Below are 21,114 nucleotides of genomic sequence, written 5' to 3' on the forward strand. Positions count from 1 at the left end.
ACGGAAGGCATTCGTATCCGGTGGTACGGCCGGACTTCAAATCCGGTTGGGGGTGTCAGACGCTCCCGGGTCAGTTCGACTCTGGCTGCCTTCCGCCAGTCAACGCTTGTCGCGCATTCCGCGCGACTTCCGTAAATGCGCCTCAGGCCGCTAATGCCGCTCAGTTGAGCAACTGAACGGCATTTTCGTTTTACGAAGAGCGCGGTAGTAGAGGCTGCCCTGAGAGGTCGACTTTTCGGCACGATGCTGAGCTTGCGAATATGCCATCACCGCGCCGGCGACATCATCAGAGCGTCATTTCGACTGGAACGTCGGTGCGCGCTTGTCGAGAAAAGCCGCCGTACCTTCGGCCTTGTCCTCCGTCGCCGCGCACACCGCGAACAGCGCACGCTCGAGGCTCAAGGCCTGCTCGAGGCTCGCCTCGACCCCCTGGTTGACGGCCGTGATGGCGAGCCGCGTTGCGATGGGAGCATTCGCGGCGATCTGATTCAGAATCTGCTCCGCGCGCGCGATCAACTTGTCCGCTTCCACCACCTCGTTGACGAGGCCGATGCGATGCGCTTCGTTGGCGTCGATGAGCGCCGCGGTCAGGATCAGCTGCATCGCGATTCCCTTCCCGACGAGCCGCGGAAGGCGCTGGGTACCGCCGAAGCCCGGAATGATGCCGAGCTTGACCTCCGGCTGTCCGAACTTGGCATGTTCGGATGCGATGCGCATGGTGCAGGCCATGGCCAGCTCGCAGCCGCCGCCCAGCGCGAATCCGTTCACAGCGGCGATGACCGGCTTGCCGAGCGTCTCGATCAGATTCATGGTCGAATGCCCGAGCCCTGCAAATTTCTCCGCGGCGACGGCGGACAGTGCGGCGATCTCGGAGATGTCAGCCCCTGCGACGAACGCCTTGTTTCCCGAGCCCGTTACGATCACGCCATGAACGGCATCGTCGTCGCGTGCGTCCTCGAAGGCCGCGGTGATTTCAGTGAGCGTCTGGAAATTCAGTGCGTTCAACGATTTGGGGCGATCGACGGTGACGTACGCAATACCCGACTTCTTTTCGTATTGGATGTTCTGGAAATTCGACATGTTCGAAGAGCTCGACTTGAGTGTATGAGGATGCGTGTGCGTGCAATGCAATGCGGCCGTTGCGGTCCGCGATGCAGGCGTCGCGAACGCATGAATGTGACGGCCGCCATCTCGTCGGTGCGACACGTGCGCCTGACGCGTTCATGAACGTAAGCGGGAGGCCATCGGATTCAGGTGTCGAGACATCCTAACCCGGTGGAGTCGATATGTTCATGTCCAAGCCTGCCGTTTCTATGGCAAAACCGGTCAAACGGCAGGCCGTAACCCAGCCAGACATCCGGCAGCGACGATCGCACGGCTGCTCCGAGTGATAGGAGTCGTCGCCGGCTCGGACGATGGCCGTCACTGCGGCGAACGACAACGCGTCATGGACGCACTCACGCAGGCAACGCGCAAGCCCCGTCGCGCAACTTCAGTGCGATTTCGAGCTTGGCGATCCATCGCGCGTCGTCCAGCTTCGCGCCGAGAATGCTCTCCACCCGTTCGAGCCGATGGTCGAGCGTATTCGGATGGATGTCGAGCGCGGCCGCCGTCACTTTCCGACGCCGTCTGTTGGTGAAGAACGCCTCGATCGTGCGGGTCGCGCCCGACTCGACCGACAGTTCGTTCAGCAGCGAAAGAAAGTAATTCAGCGCGCTGTCGTTCCCTCGGATGCATTCCTCGATGACGATGTCCGAGTAGCGATGCACCTTCTGATCCGGCGCGAAGCGATTGCCGAAATCCAGCGCGCGTATCGCCTCGTCGGCCGATGCGGCCCAGCCTTGTGCGCCGACGCCGGCGAGGCCGATCCCGATCGACGTGACGGACGGCAATCGTTCCTGCAGTGTCGCCATGTATTCCGCGACACGTCTGTCGCTCGCGCTCGCGGATTCCTGCTGTATCGACGGAACCCAGATGACGAGGCGATCGTGATGGCGGGCGTCGACCAGCGTATCTCGCGAGGTCTTGAGGATGCCCGCCGTCACTTGCACGATCTGATCCAGTGCGCGATCGGCCTGAATCGGCTCGCCGTCCAGCGCCGACGACGCCAACGCAACCGCGATTCTCGGCACGGCATGATCGAGGCCCAGCGCCTTGGTGATCTTGCGAAACGCATCGTCGTCGCGCGATCTGCTGAAGACCACGTCGTGCAACTGGTATCGCAACGATTCCTGCCAGCGCGCCTGCCGGTACTGCTCATCCAGATAGGCGGAGGAGATCAGTTGCGACATGTGGTCGAAGTAGTCCATCAGGTACGGCGAAATCTCGAACAGCAGTTCGTCGCGCAAGATGTCGTGCTTGCTGCCCAGATCGGCGCATGCGCGCCAAACCTCTCTAAGCGCCATCCGGAAGGCTCGCAGCAGCGACTGCAGAGAAATGCCCTGATGAACTCTTCGTCGTCCGAAGTCCTGAAACGTCTTCAGACTTTCATTGTCGGGAAACTCGCCATCGACGATCGATTGGAACCACAGGCGCTCCGAAATCGATATGGAGTCGACGATGTCTTTCTTCACGGAGATGGGGAGATCCTCGTAGCCGTCGATATCGCCTAATGCTGCATAAGTGCGCTCGATCACCGTCGACAGATCGTCGGAGATTGTCTTGATCTGTTGCCGCAATAACGCAGACGGCGACGGAACATGTATCACTCTCATTGTGGCCAATCGTTCTCTAGGGTGGTGCCGGACCAGAAATTCTCGGGTGCCTCGGTCTCGATGGCACATACGCATTGCGCGACGCCACGTGCAAATTCCATTGCATGTGTCGTTTGCGCTGAGCTTTGCGTTCACGGGCCGAAGACTATCACCGATCGAAAAATTGCTCTCTGAAGCGCAGGGCATCGTGCGGCGAAAGTCGGCGTTCGAGTTGGCGGATTGTGACAAACCACATGCGGGTCGGAGACATCTCCCATGTCGGTCGTCTGCGCACCGGGATAAGGTATCGGCAGTTGGCGAGCACCAAAAGTCCGAGTCACCCATACAACACGCAGAGTACCTGCTACAGACATCATGCAGAACCCCGACAGCATTTTTTCTGAAGTCAAAGTCGTTGATTTCGCAAGCTATATCGCCGGTCCCGCGGCAACCACGATACTGTCCGATTTCGGTGCGACGGTTATCAAGGTAGAGCCGCCCGGCACCGGCGACCCCTATCGAAACCTCTACAAGCTGGCGCCGAACCCCGTCTGCGACACCAACTATCCCTGGCAGCTCACCAACCGCAACAAGCAGAGTCTTGCACTCGATCTCAAGTCTCCCGCAGCAAAAGACATTGTCGAAAAACTGGTCAAATGGGCCGATGTCGTCGTGGTCAATTTCCCGCTCAGCGTCCGCGACAAACTCGGCATCTCCTACGAAGCGCTCGCGCCGCTGAACGACCGTCTCATCTACGCGGACATCACCGGTTATGGCTTGAAAGGCCCCGAGGCCAACCGTCCCGGCTTCGACGTGACGACCTATTGGGCGCGCTCCGGGCTGATGGAAGTGACGCGCGACGGCGATAGCCCGCCCGCCGTTCCCATCCCCGGGATTGGCGATCACGCGACGGCCAGCACGCTGTTCTCGGCGATCGTGACGGGCCTTTATCATCGCGAGAAGACGGGCAAAGGCTCGCGCGTCTCCACCTCGCTCATTGCCGAAGGCGCATGGGCCTCGGCGCTCTGGACCGAGGGCGCGCTCAACGGCGCGAAGTTCTACGGCGCGCATACGCGCAATGCGCCGCTCAACGCGCTGTTCAATCCGTACCGCACCGCGGACAACCGCTGGCTGCTGCTGATGTTGCTCCAGGCGAACAAGGAATTCCCCGGCCTGTGCAAGGCAATGGATCTGCCGTCGCTGCTCGAAGACCCGCGCTTCGCGGACTCCGAGGGCCGCACCAAGCACGCCACCGAACTCGTCGGCATTCTCGACAAGGCATTCGCCGGCCATTCGCTCGAATACTGGAAAAAGACCTTTGACGAGGCGCGGGTCATTTACGGTGTCGTGCAAGTCGCCGACGAAGTCGTCAAGGACGAGCAGATGTACGCGAACGAGGTGTTCGTCCCGCTGGGCGAAGCCGGCGAGAAGACGACCTATACGGTCAATAGCCCGATGCAGATCTCTGGTGTCGACAAGGTGAAGCCGCGCCGCGCGCCGGATCTCGGCGAGCACAGCCGGGACGTGCTCGCAACGCTGGGCTACGACGCGAACGAGATCGAGCGGCTGATCAACGACAAGGTCGTCGCGCAACTGGATCAGGCCGCGCAATCGAAGTGATGCCGCATGCGGCACGGCGGTAGACGCTCGACGCACAGGCGTCCGGCGTCACTGTCGTGGTCGCTTCAAGTCGGGCCAATCGATGGCTCGGCAAGATGTAGATCTAACTGAATGGAGAAGTACGATGAGTTTTGTCGCACCGGTAAAAGATATTCTGTTCGTGGTCAACGAACTCGCCCAACTCGATCGAATCAGCGCACTCCCGGGGTGTGAGGACGCCACGGCCGAGACTGCACAGGCGGTTATCGAAGAGGCAGCGAAGTTCAGCAACGAGGTCGTCGCGCCGCTGAACGTGCTCGGCGACAAGCATGGCAATACGTGGAAGGACGGTGTGGTGAACGCGTGTCCCGGTTTCTCGGACGCCTTCAAGCTGTTCGCCGCCGGCGGCTGGCAGGGCGTCAAGCATCCGGTCGATTACGAAGGACAGGGGCTGCCCAAACTGATCGCGACGCCCTGCGCCGAAATGCTGAACGCGGCCAGCGTAGCGTTCGCGTTGTGCCCGATGCTCACCGACGGTGCGATCGAAGCGCTGCTCACGGCGGGCAGCGACGAACAGAAGGCGCGTTACGTGCCGAAGATGATCTCCGGCGAATGGACCGGCACGATGAACCTGACCGAGCCGCAGGCCGGCTCGGATCTGTCGATGGTGCGTTCGCGCGCCGAGCCGCAGCAGGACGGGTCGTACAAGGTGTTCGGCACCAAGATCTTCATCACCTGGGGCGAGCACGACATGACGGAGAACATCATTCATTTGGTGTTGGCCCGTACGCCCGGCGCACCGGAAGGGGTGAAGGGCATTTCGCTGTTCGTCGTGCCGAAGTTCCTCGTCAACGAAGACGGCTCGCTCGGCGCGCGCAACGACGTCCAGTGCGTGTCGATCGAACACAAGCTCGGCATCAAGGGCAGCCCGACCGCCGTGCTTCAGTTCGGCGATCATGGCGGCGCGACCGGCTATCTCGTCGGCGAGGAGAACCGCGGCCTCGAATACATGTTCATCATGATGAACGCCGCGCGTTTCGCCGTCGGCCTGCAAGGCGTGGGCATTTCCGAGGCCGCGTACCAGAAGGCCGTCGAATATGCGAAGGAGCGTGTCCAGAGCCGGCCGGTCGATGGCTCGGCGAAGGAGGCGGTGACGATCATCCATCACCCCGACGTGCGCCGCATGCTCGGGACGATGCGCGCGTTGACCGACGCGTCGCGTGCCATCGCATACGTGGCGGCCGCTCACAACGACATCGCGCATCAGCACGAGGATGCTGCCACCCGTGCGCATCATCAGGCGATTTACGAGTTCCTGGTTCCGATCGTCAAGGGCTGGAGCACCGAACTGTCGCTCGAAGTGACGAGCCTCGGCGTGCAGGTTCACGGCGGGATGGGTTTCATCGAGGAGACGGGCGCGGCACAGTTCTACCGCGACTCGCGCATTCTGACCATTTACGAAGGCACGACGGCGATCCAGGCGAACGATTTCGTCGGCCGCAAGACGTTCCGCGATGGCGGTGTCGTAGCGAAGTTCCTGCTGGGCGAAATCGCCAAGACGGTCGAGGAACTGTCGGCACACGACGGTGCGGCGTTCGCGTCGATGCGCAAGCATCTCGAGCAAGGCGCACGCTCGTTCGAGCATGCGATGGAATTCGTCGTCGCGAACATGAAACGCGATCCCAATGCGGTCTTCATCGGCAGCGTGTTGTATCTGCAACTGGCGGGCGTGGTTCTGGGCGGATGGCAAATGGCGCGAGCGATGCTGATCGCGGCGAAGAAGCTGCAGGAGGATCAGGCGTTCTACGGCGCGAAGATCGCCATCGGGCAGTTCTATGCAGAGTTCATTCTGCCGCGTGCGTTGTCGTATGAGGCGTCGATCGTCGGCGCCAAGGGCGGGGAGGGCGTGCTCGCCCTGACGGAGGACCAGTTCTGACTGGGTCCCGCATATGAACGAAATAGATTGCCGCTCGGCGCGCCAGGCCGCACTCGTCGAACAGTATGGTCCGCGCGAATCGATGGAGTACGACGTCGTGATCGTCGGCGGCGGCCCGGCAGGGCTGTCGGCGGCGATCCGGCTCAAGCAGCTGGCCAAGGAGAAGGGCGCCGAGATCGGTGTGTGCGTGCTAGAGAAGGGTTCCGAGATCGGCGCGCACATTCTGTCGGGCGCCGTGATGGACCCGGGCGCGATCAGCGAGTTGATCCCCGACTGGGCGGCGCTGGGTGCGCCGCTCGACGTCGAGGTCACGGAAGATCGCTTCCTGTTCCTGAGCGAGACCGACGCCAAGGCCGTGCCGAGCTGGGCCCTGCCGAGCAACTTCAGGAATCACGGCAACTACGTGATCTCGCTGGGCAACGTCACGCGCTGGCTCGGCACGCAGGCCGAAGGGCTCGGCGTCGAGATCTTCCCCGGCTTTCCGGCCGCGGAGATTCTCTACAACGACGACGGCTCGGTGAAGGGCGTCGCCACCGGCAACATGGGCGTGGGCAAGGACGGCGAGCCGACCGAGAACTTCCAGCTCGGCATGGAACTGCACGCGAAGTACACGCTGTTCGCCGAGGGTTGCCGCGGTCATCTCGGCCGCCAGCTGATCTCGAAGTTCAAGCTCGACGCGAACGCGGATCCGCAGGCGTACGGCATCGGCATCAAGGAGCTGTGGGAAATCGATCCGGCCAAGCACAAGCCGGGCCTCGTGATCCACACGGCCGGCTGGCCGCTGAAGTCCGACACCTACGGCGGCTCGTTCCTGTACCACATGGACAAGAACCAGGTCATGGTCGGTTTCGTGGTGGGCCTCGGCTACACGAACCCGTACCTGTCGCCGTTCGAGGAGTTCCAGCGCTACAAGACGCACCCGTCGATCCGTACGTTCCTCGAAGGTGGCAAGCGCGTGTCGTACGGCGCGCGCGCGATCACCGCGGGCGGGCTGCTGTCGTTGCCGAAGACGGTGTTCCCGGGCGGCGCGCTGATCGGCGACGACGCAGGCTTCCTGAACGCGTCGCGCATCAAGGGCAGCCACGCGGCGATCAAGACCGGCATGCTGGCGGCGGAAGCCGCATTCCATGCGGTGCAGACGGGCCGCCGCGGCGACGAGCTCAGCGCGTATCCGAACGCATTCAAGCGATCCTGGCTGCATGCGGAGCTGCACCGCGCGCGCAACTTCAAGCAGTGGATGGCCAAGGGCCTGTACCTCGGCACGCTGATGGTCGGCATCGAGCAAAAGCTGTTGGGCGGCAACGTGCCATGGACGCTGCACCACAAGCATGCGGACCACGAGATGTTGAAGCCCGCGTCGCAATGCACGCCGATCGAGTATCCGAAGCCGGACGGCAAGCTGACGTTCGACAGGTTGTCGTCGGTGTTCATCTCGAACACGAACCACGAGGAGAACCAGCCGGCGCATCTGACGCTGAAGGACGCGAGCGTGCCGGTGAACGTGAACCTGCGCACCTACGCTGGGCCGGAGGGACGGTTCTGCCCGGCAGCGGTATACGAGTTCGTGAAGAACGACGACGGCAGCGACCGCCTCGTGATCAACGCGCAGAACTGCGTGCACTGCAAGACCTGCGACATCAAGGACCCGACGCAGAACATCGTGTGGGTCACGCCGGAAGGCGGTGGCGGGCCGAACTATCCGAACATGTGACGGATGCGTAGCGGGCAGTGCGCTGCGGGTCGAGCGACGTCCATTTTTAGGCGGATAGCCTGCGTCGATATCCGGTCGCTTATGAGCGGTATCGGCGCGGATCCGCGACAGCCGGCGGCGCATCGGTGCGCCGGACGGCACGAGTTGCCGCTGGATGGCATGCGGCAATGTTGAAATTCAGGAGAATGGCTTGAAGATCCTTGTAGCAGTAAAGAGAGTCGTCGATGCAAACGTGAAGGTCGGCGTGAAGTCGGACAACACGGGCGTCGACATCGCGAACGTGAAGATGTCGATGAACCCGTTCGACGAAATCGCCGTTGAAGAGGCGGTGCGCCTGAAGGAAGCTGGCGTGGCGACCGAAGTGGTCGCGGTGTCGGTGGGCGTGACGCAGGCGCAGGAAACGCTGCGCACGGCGCTGGCGATCGGCGCGGACCGCGCGATCCTGGTCGAGTCGACCGACGGCGTCGAGCCGCTGGCCGTCGCGAAGATCCTGAAGGCGCTGGTCGACAAGGAGCAGCCGCAACTGGTGATCCTCGGCAAGCAGGCGATCGACGACGATTCGAACCAGACGGGCCAGATGCTGGCCGCGCTGGCAGGTCTGCCGCAGGCGACGTTCGCCTCGAAGGTCACGGTCGCCGATGGCAAGGCCACGGTCGCACGTGAAGTCGACGGCGGTGCGGAAACGCTGTCGCTGACGCTGCCGGCGGTCGTCACGACCGACCTGCGTCTGAACGAGCCGCGTTACGTGACGCTGCCGAACATCATGAAGGCGAAGAAGAAGCCGCTGGAAACGGTCAAGCCGGCAGACCTCGGCGTGGACGTGACGCCGCGTCTGAAGACGCTGAAGGTGGCCGAGCCGCCGAAGCGCGCGGCCGGCGTGAAGGTGCCGGACGTGAAGACGCTGGTCGAGAAGCTGAAGACCGAAGCCAAGGTGCTGTAAGAGGGAGCGGAAAGAAATGACGATACTGGTGATTGCAGAACACGACAACGCGTCGATCAAGGCCGCGACGCTGAACACGGTCGCAGCGGCAGCGAAGATCGGCGGTGACATCCACGTGCTGGTTGCGGGCCACAACGCGCAGGGCGCGGCGGACGCAGCAGCGAAGATCGCAGGCGTGTCGAAGGTGCTGCTGGCCGACGCGCCGCAGCTCGAAGCCGGTTTGGCGGAAAACGTCGAAGCCACCGCGCTGAACATCGCGAAGGATTACTCGCACATCCTGGCGCCGGCGACCGCGTACGGCAAGAACGTCGCGCCGCGTATCGCCGCGAAGCTGGACGTCGCGCAGATCTCGGACATCACGGCCGTCGATTCGGCCGATACGTTCGAGCGTCCGATCTACGCAGGCAATGCGATCGCGACGGTGCAGTCGAGCGATCCGATCAAGGTCATCACGGTGCGTGCGACCGGTTTCGACCCGGTGGCGGCCGAAGGCGGCAGCGCAGCGGTCGAGAAGATCGACGCGGCGGCAGACGCCGGCAAGTCACAGTTCGTGAGCCGTGAAGTGACGAAGCTGGACCGTCCGGAGCTCACCAGCGCGAAGATCATCGTGTCGGGCGGCCGCGGTCTGGGCAGCGGCGAGAACTACACGAAGGTGCTGGAGCCGCTGGCGGACAAGCTGTCGGCAGCACTCGGCGCTTCGCGCGCGGCGGTCGACGCCGGCTACGTGCCGAACGACTATCAGGTCGGCCAGACCGGCAAGATCGTCGCGCCGCAGCTGTACATCGCGGTCGGCATCTCGGGTGCGATCCAGCACTTGGCCGGCATGAAGGATTCGAAGGTGATCGTCGCGATCAACAAGGATCCGGAAGCGCCGATCTTCAGCGTGGCCGACTACGGCCTCGTCGGCGATCTGTTCACGCTCGTGCCGGAACTGGTAAGCGCGCTGGGCTGACGACGGCATTGCGTAGCCAGTGAGCGCAAGCTCCCCGGCTCCTCTGTCGCGGTAGCGCGATGGAGGAGCCGGCCGTCGACACGCCATCCGTCGGCTGTCGACCATGCCGCAGCACCTTGCACGCCATCGCCTTCGAACGTAGTGGCAAGAAAACATTCGATACCGTGCTAGACAGCTTTTCGACCTATCCGCTGGCCACAGTCCCGATCTCGGTGGTCAACGGCTTTCTGGCCGGGGCCGAACGCGAAGTCGTCGTGCGCCTTGCCGAACGCTCCGGCATCCCGGCCCACCTGCTGGAGAAGCCGGCCGCGCGCGTGACGCAGCAGCAGTTCGCGACGCTGTATCGCCTGCTGGCGACGGAGCTGGACGATGAAATGCCGGGCATTTTCAGTCGTCCCTTAAGAAGCGGGCTGTTGAAATATCTTTGCCTCAGTCTGATCGATGCACCCCGGCTCGATGTCGCGTTGAACCGTATCGGTCAGTTCTTTCGCCTGATACTCGACGATTTTCGCCTCGCGTCGTGGCGAGAGGGCGCGCTCGCCTGCGTCGAATTCATTCCTGATCCGGATGGTCGGCCGGTCAGCGCGCTGGGCAGCGAGCTGATGCTGAAGCTCGTCCATGGCGTCGCGTCATGGCTGATCGGGCAGAAGATCGCGCTGCGCGAAGTTTCATTCAGATTCCTTCGGCCGACGCAGTCGGGGGACTTGCTGTACCTGTTTCCCGGACCGGTGCGGTTCGGCAGGGACAAGACCTGCCTCTTCTTCGATGCCGGTTACCTCGATCGTCCGATTTCCCGACGAAAGCCGGATCTGGAGGAGTTCCTGCGCCGCGCGCCGGAAGACTGGATCTTCACTTCATTTGCCGAGCAGATGGCTTGTCATCGCGTTCGCCGGTTGATCGAGAATGCGTTGCCGAGCATGCCGACGATCGAGACGGTCGCGCGGGAATTGCACGTGTCGGTGCGTACGCTGGCACGACGCCTGGCGGACGACGGCACGAGTTTTCAAGCGATCAAGGACGACGTGCGGCGGGACGTTGCGATCTATCGGCTGACGCGCTCGGACGATTCGATCGAGGCCGTCTCCAATAGTGTCGGCTTCGACGATCCGACGGCGTTCTATCGCGCCTTCCGGCACTGGACAGGCAGCACGCCGGCGACATACCGCCAGCAGCCGTGGAAGGCCCGTCGGCAGGCCGGCTGATTGCCGGCGCCTCTCGTTAGCGATTCGCCGCGACGAGCGTGTCGAGGGGTTCGAACGCGGGCAAGGCGATGCCGTGCAGATGCTGAACGAAGGTGCTGACCTTCGCATCCAGATAGCGCTTCGACGTATAGAGCGCATACACCGTCAGCGCATTGACGCGATATTCCGGCAGGACCCGAACCAGCGTGCCGCGGCGAAGATCGTCGATCGCCGAATGCAGCGTCAGCGGGCCGATGCCGGCGCCCGCGAGCAGCGCGAAGCGCATGGCATCCGGCATGTTGACCTGAAACGGCGAGGCCTGAACCAGATGGGCATGCTCGCCGTCCGGGCCGTGCAGACGCCATTTTTCGGGAGCCGAGTTCGGCGCGTTCAAGGTGAGGCAGCTATGTGCCGCGAGGTCCGTGACCGTCGACGGCATGCCGCTTCTCTGCACGTAGTCCGGCGACGCGACGAGTACGCTGTAGTTGCCGCCGAGCGCCTTCGAGACATAGCTCGAAGTCGGCAAGTCGGCCGTTGCCATCAGCGAGACGTCGATGCCGTCCTCGATCAGGTTCGGGAATCGTTCCGACAGCGTCAGTTCGATTTTGACGTCGGGATTCGACACCTGGTACTGAACCATCGCGGACGTCAGGTAACGTAACCCGAGACTCGGCATCGCGTGTACCCGCAGCTTTCCGTACGGCTTTGCGAGCCGGTTGCGCGCTTCGGCCGACGCATGCTCGATGTCCGCAAGAATCGATTTCGCGCGCTTGAAGTAGCGTTCGCCGCTTTCCGTCATGCCGATGTGACGCGTCGTGCGGTTGAGCAAGCGGACCCCGAGCTGTCTTTCAAGAAATGCGACGGCGCGCGAGACCTGGGCGGTCGAGCCGTTCACTTGCCGGGCGGCGGCGGTAAAGCTGCCTGACTCCACGACGCGTACGAATATGCCAATTGCAGCGAAAAAATCCATCTTCATGTGACTCTGGAAGGAAAGCGTGCGAGATATCGGTGACCATGATCGGCGCAGCGATTCGTGGACGCTGACGCAGCGGGCCGCAATGCCGGATGCGGGCGAGGGCGTGGCCCGGCAGGTGGGTCGTCGGCCGACGTGGCGCGCCGCGATTGTCGGCTTGCGTCGCTAGTCGAGGGGAACTCCGGCATCGTCCGGCTTGATGAGGTCGAGCCACGCACGTGCGGCCCAGGATAGCGTCGTGCCCTTGCGCCATACGATCGCGACACGCCATTCCAGTCCGGGTGCATCGAGGTCGATCAGGCGTACGCCGGCATTGCCATGTCGGCGCGCGACCAGCCGCGGCAGACACGTCACGCCCAAACCCGCCGCGACGAGCGCAAGTGCGAAATTCGGCTGGGCGCTATGCGCGACTTCGTTGATCGTGAAACCTTGGGCAATGCACGCTTCGCGCAGCCTGCGCGTCAATGCGAATCCTTCATTCAGCGCAATGAACGGCACGCCATTCAGCTCATGCAGGTGGACACGGACGTGCGTTTCGAGCGCATGGCCGCGAGGTACCGCGAGCACCATCGGCTCGCGCCGGATGAACATCGCTTGCAGATCGGTTCGCACCGGCAGCATCGTTGCCGCGAGCTCGAGTTCGCCGTCTCGCACGGCTTGCTCCAGTTCGGCGCTGCCATGTTCGTGCAGATGAATCGACACGCCTGGATATCGCTCGCGGAATTCCGCCAAAGGAGCGGCAAACAACTCTGCGCTACCGACCGGTGGCAGTCCCAGACGGAGTTCGCCGCGATCGAGGTCGCGCAGCGCGTCGAGATCGAATTGCATCCGCTCGCGCTCTGCCAGGATGGCTCTCGCATGTTGCAGAACGACTTCGCCGGCAGACGTGAGCTTGACGGCGACGCCGCGTCTGCCGCGTTCGAGCAGCGTGACACCCAGTTCGTCTTCCAGCAGTCGAATCGCTTTGCTCAGTGCCGGTTGAGACAGCGGAAGGCGCTTGGCTGCCTTGCCGAAATTCCCTTGCCTGACGATCTCGTCGAAATAGCGAAATGCCTTCAAGTCCATTGCACTTCTTGGCGATGATTGGACCGACGGATTATCGCCCGAAGTGCAAATGCGCGTCGGATTGCAGCGGTGCGCGATGGTCACGATGTCGCCGGCAGTGAGGCGCACGCCCGGGAGTGTGCGCCTCGCTCGCTCATTCACGCCAGGGCGTCGGCGGCCTCCTTGTGCGCGTGGTGCGCGGACGGATGGGCGAGGTAATCGTGAACGACGTGGCCGAGGCCGAGGGTAAGGTCGGCCAGGATGTGCGTGCCGGAGAGAATCTCGAGCACGGGCAGGTCTTTCAGCGGTGCGAGCGCGTGCGAAAACAGCTCGAGGCCGACCGGGCCGGTCCAGGCGCCCTTGATCGTGACGTCCTGGCAGCGGTATTCGACCAGCTCGAGGATGCGCGGCGAACCGTCGACGTGCGGGATGATCTTCAGCAGATAGCCGGGCGCCTCGATGGTCGCCTTGGCGGCTTGAGCGTCGAGCTCCTGAAATTTGTAGCCCATCGTCGCGCTCGCCACCAGCACCTTGCCGTAGCGCAGTTCGCCGACGATCGTGTCGGTGTCGACTTCGAGCGACGGCTTCGCCATTTTCTTCGGGAAACCCCACAGCTCGCGGCCGGCGGCAGTCGGTGCGTGGTCGTCGAGGAACATCGCGTGCGTGTAGGTGCCGCGGCGGCCCTTGTACGTCACGGGAATGACCTGCCCCGATTCCGTGTAGTCGCCGAATCCGCCGCTGGAATCCGGCATGCGAATGAACTCGAACTTGACGAGCGGATTGTCCATGTCGATTTCGAGCGGTTCGGGAACCAGCTCCCGAAGTTTCTTCGCATCGGTACGGTACGTCACGATCAGGAATTCGCGATTGACGAATTTGTACGGGCCTTGCGGATAGGTCGGGCTGGTGAGGGGAATCGAAACTGCGCGTTGCTTGACGTCGCTGATGTTCACAATGGGTCCTTGGTCGGCAAAACTTTCGAGAGGCGAGGGTGGTGCGCCGGATCTGCGGGCGCTGAGCCCGCGTCGCTCGCACCGGAAACAGGCATCAGGTAACCCCGGCTGTGAACAGTCTAGATTTCGATTTTTCTTAAATAAATTGAATTCTTTTTATGAATTGCATGCCTGGAGGAAATTGAATTCCGCGTTGCTCAACCCGACATGCAAATTCGGTCATCGCATGGCGCTGCGGCTGCGTGCGATGCAACGAGTGATCGGGGATGGGGCGCCGCGCGATCTTTCGCCGGCATGATGCGGGACGTTGCGTCCGCTCGGGGCAGGCTCGATTCAGTTGACCGTTGCGCCCATCTGCGCGGCGAGGCGCGACACGATCGGCGAGGCGCGATTGCCGGCATACGCCAGCACGAGATTGAGGCGGCTGCTATCAAATGCGGTCAGGCGTCGCGTAGCCATCCCCTTGGGCAGCATGCGCGCGAAATGGCTCGGCACGAGGCTGCAGAGTCCGGTCGCGGCGACCAGCGAGAAAATGCTCAACATTCCGTCGGCCTCGAGAGGCGGCTTTGCGGGCGCGGTGCCGTCCTGATGGAGGAATGCGTCGATGGTTGCGCGTAGCGCGGGCGCGGCGGCCGCGGCCACCGCGATGATGCGTTCTTTGGACAGATCGGCCGGCGACAGGCGGCGTTTGTTCAGCAACGCGTGCCCGCGAGGCAGGATGGCGATCAGGTCTTCGGCCTGGACCGTCCGGCTCGTCCATTCCGGACCGATATCGCCCTGGCGGACGAATGCCGCGTCGATGCGGCCGTTTTCCAGCGCGCGAATCAGATCGAGATGCAGCTTGCTGTGAACGTCGATCGCGATGTCCTGCAACTCGGGACCGAGGGCGGCCGAGATGCGCCCCATCAGTTCGTCTTCCGTGCCGGGAATCATGCCGAGAGCGAGTTTCCGCGGATGTTGTTTGCCTTCCCGCGTGCGCTTGAGCGCCAGGTCGAACTGGGCGACGGCGAGCCGGGCTTCCCTGAGCAGGATTTCGCCGCTATCCGTCAGTTGCACGCCTTGCCAGGACCGCACGAACAACGGGCAACCAAGCTGGTCCTCCAACGCCCGAATTTGCCGCGTCAGCGACGGCTGGGCAATGCACAGTCGCTTGGCCCCTTCCGCAAAACTCCCCGCCTCGGCGATCGCCAGAAAATATCGAAAGTGTCGGATTTCCATCGCGAAAGTATAGCGCCGAGGCATAGGGTCGGTGCCACAAAGTATTGGAGCGTCGCGGTTCTGCTCGACTAGACTTTGAGGCGCGACGCAATCGACTCGTTTCGATGCAGGCTGCCGTCCGGCTCGCTGACCCACCCCGAATGCAGCATGCTGCGCGGTCCACGGTCCACGAGAGTAGGTGAGACCACGCCGGCGGTCTGCGGCGTCGCGCCAATTTCTCTATCAGTCATTGCGAGTCGCCATATGAGCAAGAATATTCGGAAGATCGGGGTAGTCGGTACCGGGGTCATCGGAGCCAGCTGGAGTGCGTTGTTTCTGGCTCAGGGGTTCGACGTCGTGGCGACCGATCCCGCGCCGGGCGCGGAAAAATCCTTGCGCGAGTACATCGCAAAGGCGTGGCCTGCGATGGAAACGCTGGGCGCCGTCGTGCCGGGCGGCTCGCAGGCGCGCCTGACGTTTACGACCGATATGAACGACCTTGCCGATGTCGACTTCGTCCAGGAAAACGGTCCGGAGCGTCTGCCGTTCAAGCACGAACTGTATCGTCAGCTCGATGCGATGCTGCGTCCGGACGTCATTATCGCGACCAGCTCGTCGGGTTTGACCATGACGGACATCCAGGAGGGTTGCGAACGGCATCCCGAGCGCTGCATCGTCGGCCACCCGTTCAACCCGCCGCATCTGATTCCGCTGGTCGAGCTCGTCGCGGGCAAGCGGACCGCTGCCGAGGCGATCGATCGCGCGGACGCGTTCTACACCGCGCTCGGCAAGAAGACGATCCGGCTCAACAAGGAAGTGCCGGGCCACGTCGCCAACCGACTGCAGGGTGTGCTGGTTCGCGAAATCATGTCGCTCGTCAGCGAAGGCGTGGTCAGCGTGGCCGATGCGGATGCGGCTTGCTCGTGGGGGCCGGGCTTGCGCTGGGGTGTCATGGGGCCGGTGATGCTGAATCATCTCGGCGGCGGCGCAGGCGGCATCGAACATTTCTACAATCAGTTTGCCGGCCCGCTCGTCACCTGGTGGACGCCGCTCGGCGACTTCGAATTCACCCAGGAAGTGCGCGAAAAGATGATCGCGGGCTTGCGTGAGGAAGTGGGTGGCCGTGACTTCCAGACGCTCGCTTCCGAGCGGGATCAGCTGCTGTTGACGCTGCTGAAGGCGCGTCTTGCTGGACAGTCGAAGCAGTAAGCCGTACGCCGCCCGGCGCCATCATTTGGCACCTGCCTGACCGAGCCGGTCGGGCAGGCGCCGGGCGGTTTCGTTGTACCGATCCCGGCGGGATCTTGGCAGTTCAGGCAGCCAGTGAACGTTTCGGCGGCTGTTTTGGATTTCAGCGGCCGATGATTGCGGTTCGCTGCCTTTCGCCACACACGCTTTCCCCACCTTTCGCGATCTCTCACCGACGTCCCGTCGCGTGCCAGCAGCGCCTGCGCCGTTGAAGCGGCCACGGCGTCGTCCAGCGGTGTCGATCGACCCCGCCCCCCGCGTCAAGCCCGACCGCACAGAACGATTCAGGAACTTTAGGGACGCCAGTGCCGCGCGGTCGCTATGCTCGTCCTATCTGAGCATGCACCGAGGACGGCAATGACGACTGATCGTGGGAACCGATCGAGAAGGATACGCAAGCACGTCGCGTCAGTATTGGCCGTCGTCGCGACAGCCTGGAGCGTCGCGGCGTTCGCCGCCGCCCCGTTTGCCGGCAAGCAGGCGCCGGGCTTCTACCGGACGATGGTGGGCCAGTTCGAAGTCACGGCGCTTTCCGACGGAACGCATGCGTTCCCGATCGACAAGGTGGTCAAGGGCGTGTCGAACGCGACCATCGACGGCGATCTGCATCGCGCATTCCTCGAGCAGCCGGTGCAGGGCTCCATCAATGCCTTCCTCGTGAACACCGGCAAGAAGCTGATCCTCATCGATGCCGGAGCCGGGAGCCTGTACGGCGATTGCTGCGGGCGGCTCGTCGACAATCTTCGCGCGTCCGGCTATCGCCCCGAGCAGGTCGACGAAGTGCTGTTGACGCATATGCACGAAGACCATATCGGCGGAATCGCGTCGAAGGGCGCGGCCGTGTTTCCCAATGCGATCGTCAAGGCGAATCGCACCGAAGCCGACTATTGGCTCGATCCGGCCAACAAGCCGGGCGCATCGCCGCTTCTCGCGCCGTTCTTCGACGCAGCGGCCGCGGTGGTCGAGCCGTACCGCGCCACGGGGCGCTTCCAGACGTTCGATGGAGCGGGCGTGATCGAACCGGGCATTCGCGCCATCTCGCTGCCCGGCCATACGCCCGGTCAAATCGCCTATCTCGTCGAAAGCGGCACGGCGCATCTGCTCGTGTGGGGCGACGTCGTGCACGTCGCCGCGATTCAGCTTCGGCATCCGCAAGCCACCGTCGCGTACGACAGCGATCCGCCGCAGGCGCGCGAATCGCGTCGCGAGATCCTGCGCGAGGTGGCCGAGCGACGCTACCTCGTCGGCGCCGCGCATGTCTCCTTTCCGGGCCTCGGGCACGTCAGAGCGGATGGCGACGGCTTCGACTGGGTGCCCGTCAACTACGACGCATCGCCGGTGCCGGATGCCGGCGCTGCACCGGGCCGCTGACGCGGCAGCGCAGCGGCGCTCCTCCATGCGCCTTTTTCGAAGGAACGACCGATGGAAACGTCGAACGATGTCGAAGTCACGCATCACACGCTCACCGCGAACGGTATCCGCCAACACTATCTCGACGCCGGCAACGGGCCGGTAGTCGTGTTGCTGCACGGCTTTCCCGAGACCAGTTTCGCGTGGCGTCATCAGATGCCGGTGCTGGCCCGCACGTATCGCGTGATCGCACCGGACCTGCGCGGCTACGGTGAAACCGACAAACCCGCATCCGGATACGACAAGCGCAACATGGCGCGCGATATCGTCGGTCTGCTGGATCGGCTCGGCATCGACAAGGTTGCGCTGGTCGGCCACGATCGAGGCGCGCGTGTGGCGACGCGCCTGGTGAAGGATCACCCGGAGCGGGTGGACCGGCTGGTCGTGATGGACAACGTGCCGACGCGCATCGTGGCGGAGAACATGCGCCCCGAAACGGCGCGGGCGTACTGGTTCTTTCTGTTCCATCTGGTCGCGGACCTGCCCGAGACGCTGATCGCGGGCAACGAGGAGCCGTGGCTTCGCCACTTCTTTTCCGACTGGTGCTACAACCCGCACACGATCGAAGGCGCGGACTTCGACACCTACGTGAAGGCGTACAAGCGGCCGGGCGCCGTGCGCGGCGCGATGTCCGACTATCGGGCGAACGCCGAGGATGTCGCGCAGGACAAGGCGGACGCCGACGTCCGCATCGCATGTCCGACGATGGCGATCTGGGGCGAGGACTTCTACGCGGTCGGCGGCATGTTCGATATGAAGGCCGTGTGGGAGTCGATGGCGATCAATCTGCGCGCCGAGCCGATCGCGCGCTGCGGCCATCTCCCGCAGGAGGAGCAACCGGAGCGCGTCAATGCGCTGTTGCTCGAGTTCCTGAGCGGTTGGACCGGCGGTTGAGTGTGCTGCGCCGCCATCGGCACGCCGCGAGCCTCACCGGGCAACTGCCCGAATCCGTGGCGGCCAGTGGCAGCCACCAACTTTCGACCACCGAGGAATCGGCATGAGCACGTTCACGACACGCGACGGCGTTTCGCTTCACTACAAGGACTGGGGCGCCGGCCGTCCCGTCGTATTCATTCACGGCTGGCCATTGAATGCGGACATGTGGGACGTCCAGATGCATCATCTCGCGTCGAACGGCTTTCGCTGCATCGCGTATGACCGGCGCGGGTTCGGCCGCTCCGATCAGCCGTGGACGGGATACGACTACGACACGCTGTCCGACGACCTCGCGACGTTGATCGAGACGCTCGATCTGCGCGACGTGATACTCGTCGGCTTTTCGATGGGCGGCGGCGAAGTGGCTCGCTACATTGGCCGCCACGGCACGGGCCGCGTCGCGAAGGCCGTGCTGGTCGGTTCGGTGACGCCGCTGGTGGCGCGACGCGACGATCACCCCGACGGCGCGGATATCGCCATATTCGACGGCATTCGTGCCGGCATCCTGGCCGACCGCGCCGCATTCTTCGAGAGCTTCTGGCCGTTGTTTACCGGTTCGAACCGGCCCGACTCGACGATCTCGCGCGCGGCGCTCGACTGGACGTCGTTCATGGCGCTGCAGGGCGGGCTGAAGGGCACGCTCGATTGCGTCGCGGCCTTTTCCGAGACCGACTTCAGGCCCGACCTCGACAAGTTCGACGTTCCGACGCTCGTGATTCACGGCGACGACGACCAGACCGCACCGCTGAGCCTGACCGGCGCGGTCACGGCGCAGCGCGTGCGTCACGCGACGCTGAGCGTGTACGAACGCGGGCCGCACGCGCTGTATCTGACGCATGCGCAGCGCTTGAACGACGAACTGCTTGCCTACGCGCGCGCTTGATGCCGCGGCCGGCAACATTGCGTTGACTTGAATCGCGCACGGTGTACCGCTCCGGGCGCCGTGCCCAATCGTTCCCATTCACCGGTTTCCCGTCCCGCTGTGGGCGTGCGGAAACCGGCTTGTCTCATGGCGCAGTTCGATGGGCGCCCCGACGGGCGCCGTGCGCCGTCACATTCATTCCGAGTACATCGCGCGCGCCGGCGTGCGGCTTGCCTTCCACAGATGCGACCGGCAAACCGCTCGATAACGCACACTTCCCGCATTAACTTCGGACCATGAAACGATATTTATTTCCGAGGCAAACGCATCGCGATGCATTTTCATTAATGAATTGACGTAAATCAATACTTCGCATTCCGTTTTTGATGCCTCGGCGAATCAGATTGGCCAATCTTCATTCGAATGAGAAGGCATTAGCCGTACGAACTGTCAAATTACTTCATGTAGTGGGGCGGCGCGTCCCCATTGGCCGGGCTGCGTGATACCTTTTTGCTCAACGTCGCCGCGACATAAAGCGTTGAATAAACCGTTAAGCCCGGCACGCTGAAACACCGAAAGGTGCGGTTGCCGTGGGGCAGGAATCCAACGTACGAGGCGTGCCGTGACACATCGGGAAAACAATGTCGTCGAGTTGCCGGATGCACTCGTCGCCAATCATTTCTTGGCATCGCTCGACGGAAATAGCCGTTCGAAACTGGCGCCGCATCTGCGGCTGACGACGCTGCGGACCGGCGAGCTTTTATGTGATGCCGGCGAGAACCTGGACGCCGTCTATTTTCCGGTGACGGCCGGTGTGTCGCTGCAATTCACGGGGTCGGGCAGGGGCACGCTCGGCGTGACGGAAATCGGCCGAGAAGGCGTCGTCTGCGACGACATCGTCGGCAGTGCGATGCAGCGCCGGGTCGTCGTCTATGGCGGCGGCTTCGCGTATCGGCTGGGTACGCACCGTTTCGCCGACGCGTGTGCCGCCTCGGCCGCGATCCGCCGGCAGGTGTTCGTGCGGATGAGTCTGGTGCTGTCCCAGGCGTCGCAGGTGATGTTCTGCAGCCGCCATCACACGATCCGGCATCAACTGATGCGCTGGCTGCTGATCGGCTACGAGCGCTCGCGCAGCATCGAAATCCCGGTCACGCACGGCATGCTTGGTCAGATGCTCGGCGTGCGCCGCGAGACCGTCACCGAAACCACGCGACAGATCCACGCGCTCGACCTGATTCATCAGCGTCGCGGCGTCATCGTGCTGACGGATCTCGCGCGCCTCGAACGAGCGAGTTGCGGCTGCCATCGGGCGATCCGCGACGAAACGCGGCGCCTCCTCGCACTCGACGCCGGTGCGTTACCGGCGCTCGGCGCGCGAATGGTCTAGCCGTCGGTTGCAGGTGATGCTGCGCAGCCGATACCTGTGCGTCGCGCAGCAGCGGCATGAACGGCGGTGCGCAGTACACGGGGAAGCATGGA

At 63.3% G+C, this 21,114-nt stretch carries 17 protein-coding genes and 1 tRNA gene; 12 read left to right on the top strand and 6 right to left on the bottom strand.

Going from position 1 to position 21,114, the window contains the following annotated elements:
• The first annotated feature begins 2 nt into the window (after window positions 1-2).
• A tRNA-Sec gene (locus MBR110_RS16800) sits at window positions 3-98 on the top strand.
• Window positions 99-294: 196 nt separating this feature from the next.
• Here the strand turns inward: MBR110_RS16800 and MBR110_RS16805 are convergent.
• On the bottom strand, window positions 295-1,080 hold the full coding sequence (locus tag MBR110_RS16805) for an enoyl-CoA hydratase-related protein (protein ID WP_011881868.1): 786 nt from the start codon (window positions 1,078-1,080) through the stop codon (window positions 295-297).
• A 377-nt stretch (window positions 1,081-1,457) separates the two neighbouring features.
• Window positions 1,458-2,714, bottom strand: a complete 1,257-nt coding sequence (locus MBR110_RS16810; protein ID WP_014725167.1) for a PucR family transcriptional regulator — start codon at window positions 2,712-2,714, stop codon at window positions 1,458-1,460.
• A gap of 354 nt (window positions 2,715-3,068) precedes the next feature.
• Here MBR110_RS16810 and MBR110_RS16815 point away from each other — a divergent pair, with 354 nt between their 5' ends.
• From MBR110_RS16815 to MBR110_RS16840, 6 genes are all read left to right on the top strand, one after another.
• Window positions 3,069-4,313: a CaiB/BaiF CoA transferase family protein gene (locus MBR110_RS16815; RefSeq protein ID WP_011881870.1), complete on the top strand. Its 1,245-nt coding sequence runs from the start codon at window positions 3,069-3,071 to the stop codon at window positions 4,311-4,313.
• Window positions 4,314-4,437: 124 nt separating this feature from the next.
• Window positions 4,438-6,228, top strand: a complete 1,791-nt coding sequence (locus MBR110_RS16820) for an acyl-CoA dehydrogenase (RefSeq protein WP_059623952.1) — start codon at window positions 4,438-4,440, stop codon at window positions 6,226-6,228.
• A gap of 13 nt (window positions 6,229-6,241) precedes the next feature.
• Entirely contained in the window at window positions 6,242-7,939 is a 1,698-nt protein-coding gene (locus MBR110_RS16825) for an electron transfer flavoprotein-ubiquinone oxidoreductase (protein WP_014725166.1), read from the top strand.
• A gap of 190 nt (window positions 7,940-8,129) precedes the next feature.
• Window positions 8,130-8,879: an electron transfer flavoprotein subunit beta/FixA family protein gene (locus MBR110_RS16830; RefSeq protein ID WP_069222936.1), complete on the top strand. Its 750-nt coding sequence runs from the start codon at window positions 8,130-8,132 to the stop codon at window positions 8,877-8,879.
• 16 nt (window positions 8,880-8,895) lie between these two features.
• A complete protein-coding gene (locus MBR110_RS16835; RefSeq protein WP_045579342.1) occupies window positions 8,896-9,831 on the top strand; it encodes an electron transfer flavoprotein subunit alpha/FixB family protein in 936 nt (311 codons plus the stop codon).
• Window positions 9,832-9,890: 59 nt separating this feature from the next.
• Window positions 9,891-11,033, top strand: coding sequence for an AraC family transcriptional regulator (locus MBR110_RS16840; protein WP_014725164.1), 1,143 nt, complete (start codon window positions 9,891-9,893; stop codon window positions 11,031-11,033).
• 16 nt (window positions 11,034-11,049) lie between these two features.
• Here MBR110_RS16840 and MBR110_RS16845 read toward each other — a convergent pair whose 3' ends face one another.
• From MBR110_RS16845 to MBR110_RS16860, 4 genes are all read right to left on the bottom strand, one after another.
• Window positions 11,050-11,988 carry a LysR family transcriptional regulator gene (locus tag MBR110_RS16845; protein ID WP_059734765.1) on the bottom strand — a complete coding sequence of 313 codons (939 nt, stop codon included), beginning with the start codon at window positions 11,986-11,988 and terminating at the stop codon, window positions 11,050-11,052.
• Between the two features lie 162 nt (window positions 11,989-12,150).
• On the bottom strand, window positions 12,151-13,050 hold the full coding sequence (locus tag MBR110_RS16850) for a LysR family transcriptional regulator (protein WP_014725162.1): 900 nt from the start codon (window positions 13,048-13,050) through the stop codon (window positions 12,151-12,153).
• A 137-nt stretch (window positions 13,051-13,187) separates the two neighbouring features.
• The gene (locus tag MBR110_RS16855; RefSeq protein WP_011881878.1) at window positions 13,188-13,982 is read right to left on the bottom strand and encodes an acetoacetate decarboxylase; all 795 of its coding nucleotides are present in this window, start codon (window positions 13,980-13,982) and stop codon (window positions 13,188-13,190) included.
• Between the two features lie 333 nt (window positions 13,983-14,315).
• On the bottom strand, window positions 14,316-15,200 hold the full coding sequence (locus MBR110_RS16860; protein WP_011881879.1) for a LysR substrate-binding domain-containing protein: 885 nt from the start codon (window positions 15,198-15,200) through the stop codon (window positions 14,316-14,318).
• A gap of 243 nt (window positions 15,201-15,443) precedes the next feature.
• On the opposite strand from MBR110_RS16860, the gene MBR110_RS16865 reads away from it, so the two are divergent.
• From MBR110_RS16865 to MBR110_RS16885, 5 genes are all read left to right on the top strand, one after another.
• Window positions 15,444-16,388 carry a 3-hydroxyacyl-CoA dehydrogenase NAD-binding domain-containing protein gene (locus MBR110_RS16865; protein ID WP_011881880.1) on the top strand — a complete coding sequence of 315 codons (945 nt, stop codon included), beginning with the start codon at window positions 15,444-15,446 and terminating at the stop codon, window positions 16,386-16,388.
• A gap of 396 nt (window positions 16,389-16,784) precedes the next feature.
• On the top strand, window positions 16,785-17,798 hold the full coding sequence (locus MBR110_RS16870; RefSeq protein WP_011881881.1) for an MBL fold metallo-hydrolase: 1,014 nt from the start codon (window positions 16,785-16,787) through the stop codon (window positions 17,796-17,798).
• Window positions 17,799-17,849: 51 nt separating this feature from the next.
• Window positions 17,850-18,731 carry an alpha/beta fold hydrolase gene (locus tag MBR110_RS16875; RefSeq protein ID WP_014725158.1) on the top strand — a complete coding sequence of 294 codons (882 nt, stop codon included), beginning with the start codon at window positions 17,850-17,852 and terminating at the stop codon, window positions 18,729-18,731.
• A gap of 103 nt (window positions 18,732-18,834) precedes the next feature.
• Window positions 18,835-19,656 carry an alpha/beta fold hydrolase gene (locus tag MBR110_RS16880; RefSeq protein WP_011881883.1) on the top strand — a complete coding sequence of 274 codons (822 nt, stop codon included), beginning with the start codon at window positions 18,835-18,837 and terminating at the stop codon, window positions 19,654-19,656.
• Window positions 19,657-20,257: 601 nt separating this feature from the next.
• A complete protein-coding gene (locus MBR110_RS16885; protein ID WP_011881884.1) occupies window positions 20,258-21,022 on the top strand; it encodes a Crp/Fnr family transcriptional regulator in 765 nt (254 codons plus the stop codon).
• Window positions 21,023-21,114: the final 92 nt, after the last annotated feature.

The sequence above is a fragment of the Burkholderia sp. MBR-1 genome, assembly GCF_013822785.1.
GTDB classification, from domain to species: domain Bacteria; phylum Pseudomonadota; class Gammaproteobacteria; order Burkholderiales; family Burkholderiaceae; genus Burkholderia; species Burkholderia vietnamiensis.

What these genes read in the sequence shown, in the direction of transcription:
- MBR110_RS16805 (WP_011881868.1), bottom strand. Translation starts at nt 1,080, where the DNA reads ATGTCGAATTTCCAGAACATCCAATACGAAAAGAAGTCGGGTATTGCG.
- MBR110_RS16810 (WP_014725167.1), bottom strand. Translation starts at nt 2,714, where the DNA reads ATGAGAGTGATACATGTTCCGTCGCCGTCTGCGTTATTGCGGCAACAG.
- MBR110_RS16815 (WP_011881870.1), top strand. Translation starts at nt 3,069, where the DNA reads ATGCAGAACCCCGACAGCATTTTTTCTGAAGTCAAAGTCGTTGATTTC.
- MBR110_RS16820 (WP_059623952.1), top strand. Translation starts at nt 4,438, where the DNA reads ATGAGTTTTGTCGCACCGGTAAAAGATATTCTGTTCGTGGTCAACGAA.
- MBR110_RS16825 (WP_014725166.1), top strand. Translation starts at nt 6,242, where the DNA reads ATGAACGAAATAGATTGCCGCTCGGCGCGCCAGGCCGCACTCGTCGAA.
- MBR110_RS16835 (WP_045579342.1), top strand. Translation starts at nt 8,896, where the DNA reads ATGACGATACTGGTGATTGCAGAACACGACAACGCGTCGATCAAGGCC.
- MBR110_RS16840 (WP_014725164.1), top strand. Translation starts at nt 9,891, where the DNA reads ATGGAGGAGCCGGCCGTCGACACGCCATCCGTCGGCTGTCGACCATGC.
- MBR110_RS16845 (WP_059734765.1), bottom strand. Translation starts at nt 11,988, where the DNA reads ATGAAGATGGATTTTTTCGCTGCAATTGGCATATTCGTACGCGTCGTG.
- MBR110_RS16850 (WP_014725162.1), bottom strand. Translation starts at nt 13,050, where the DNA reads ATGGACTTGAAGGCATTTCGCTATTTCGACGAGATCGTCAGGCAAGGG.
- MBR110_RS16860 (WP_011881879.1), bottom strand. Translation starts at nt 15,200, where the DNA reads ATGGAAATCCGACACTTTCGATATTTTCTGGCGATCGCCGAGGCGGGG.
- MBR110_RS16865 (WP_011881880.1), top strand. Translation starts at nt 15,444, where the DNA reads ATGAGCAAGAATATTCGGAAGATCGGGGTAGTCGGTACCGGGGTCATC.
- MBR110_RS16870 (WP_011881881.1), top strand. Translation starts at nt 16,785, where the DNA reads ATGACGACTGATCGTGGGAACCGATCGAGAAGGATACGCAAGCACGTC.
- MBR110_RS16875 (WP_014725158.1), top strand. Translation starts at nt 17,850, where the DNA reads ATGGAAACGTCGAACGATGTCGAAGTCACGCATCACACGCTCACCGCG.
- MBR110_RS16880 (WP_011881883.1), top strand. Translation starts at nt 18,835, where the DNA reads ATGAGCACGTTCACGACACGCGACGGCGTTTCGCTTCACTACAAGGAC.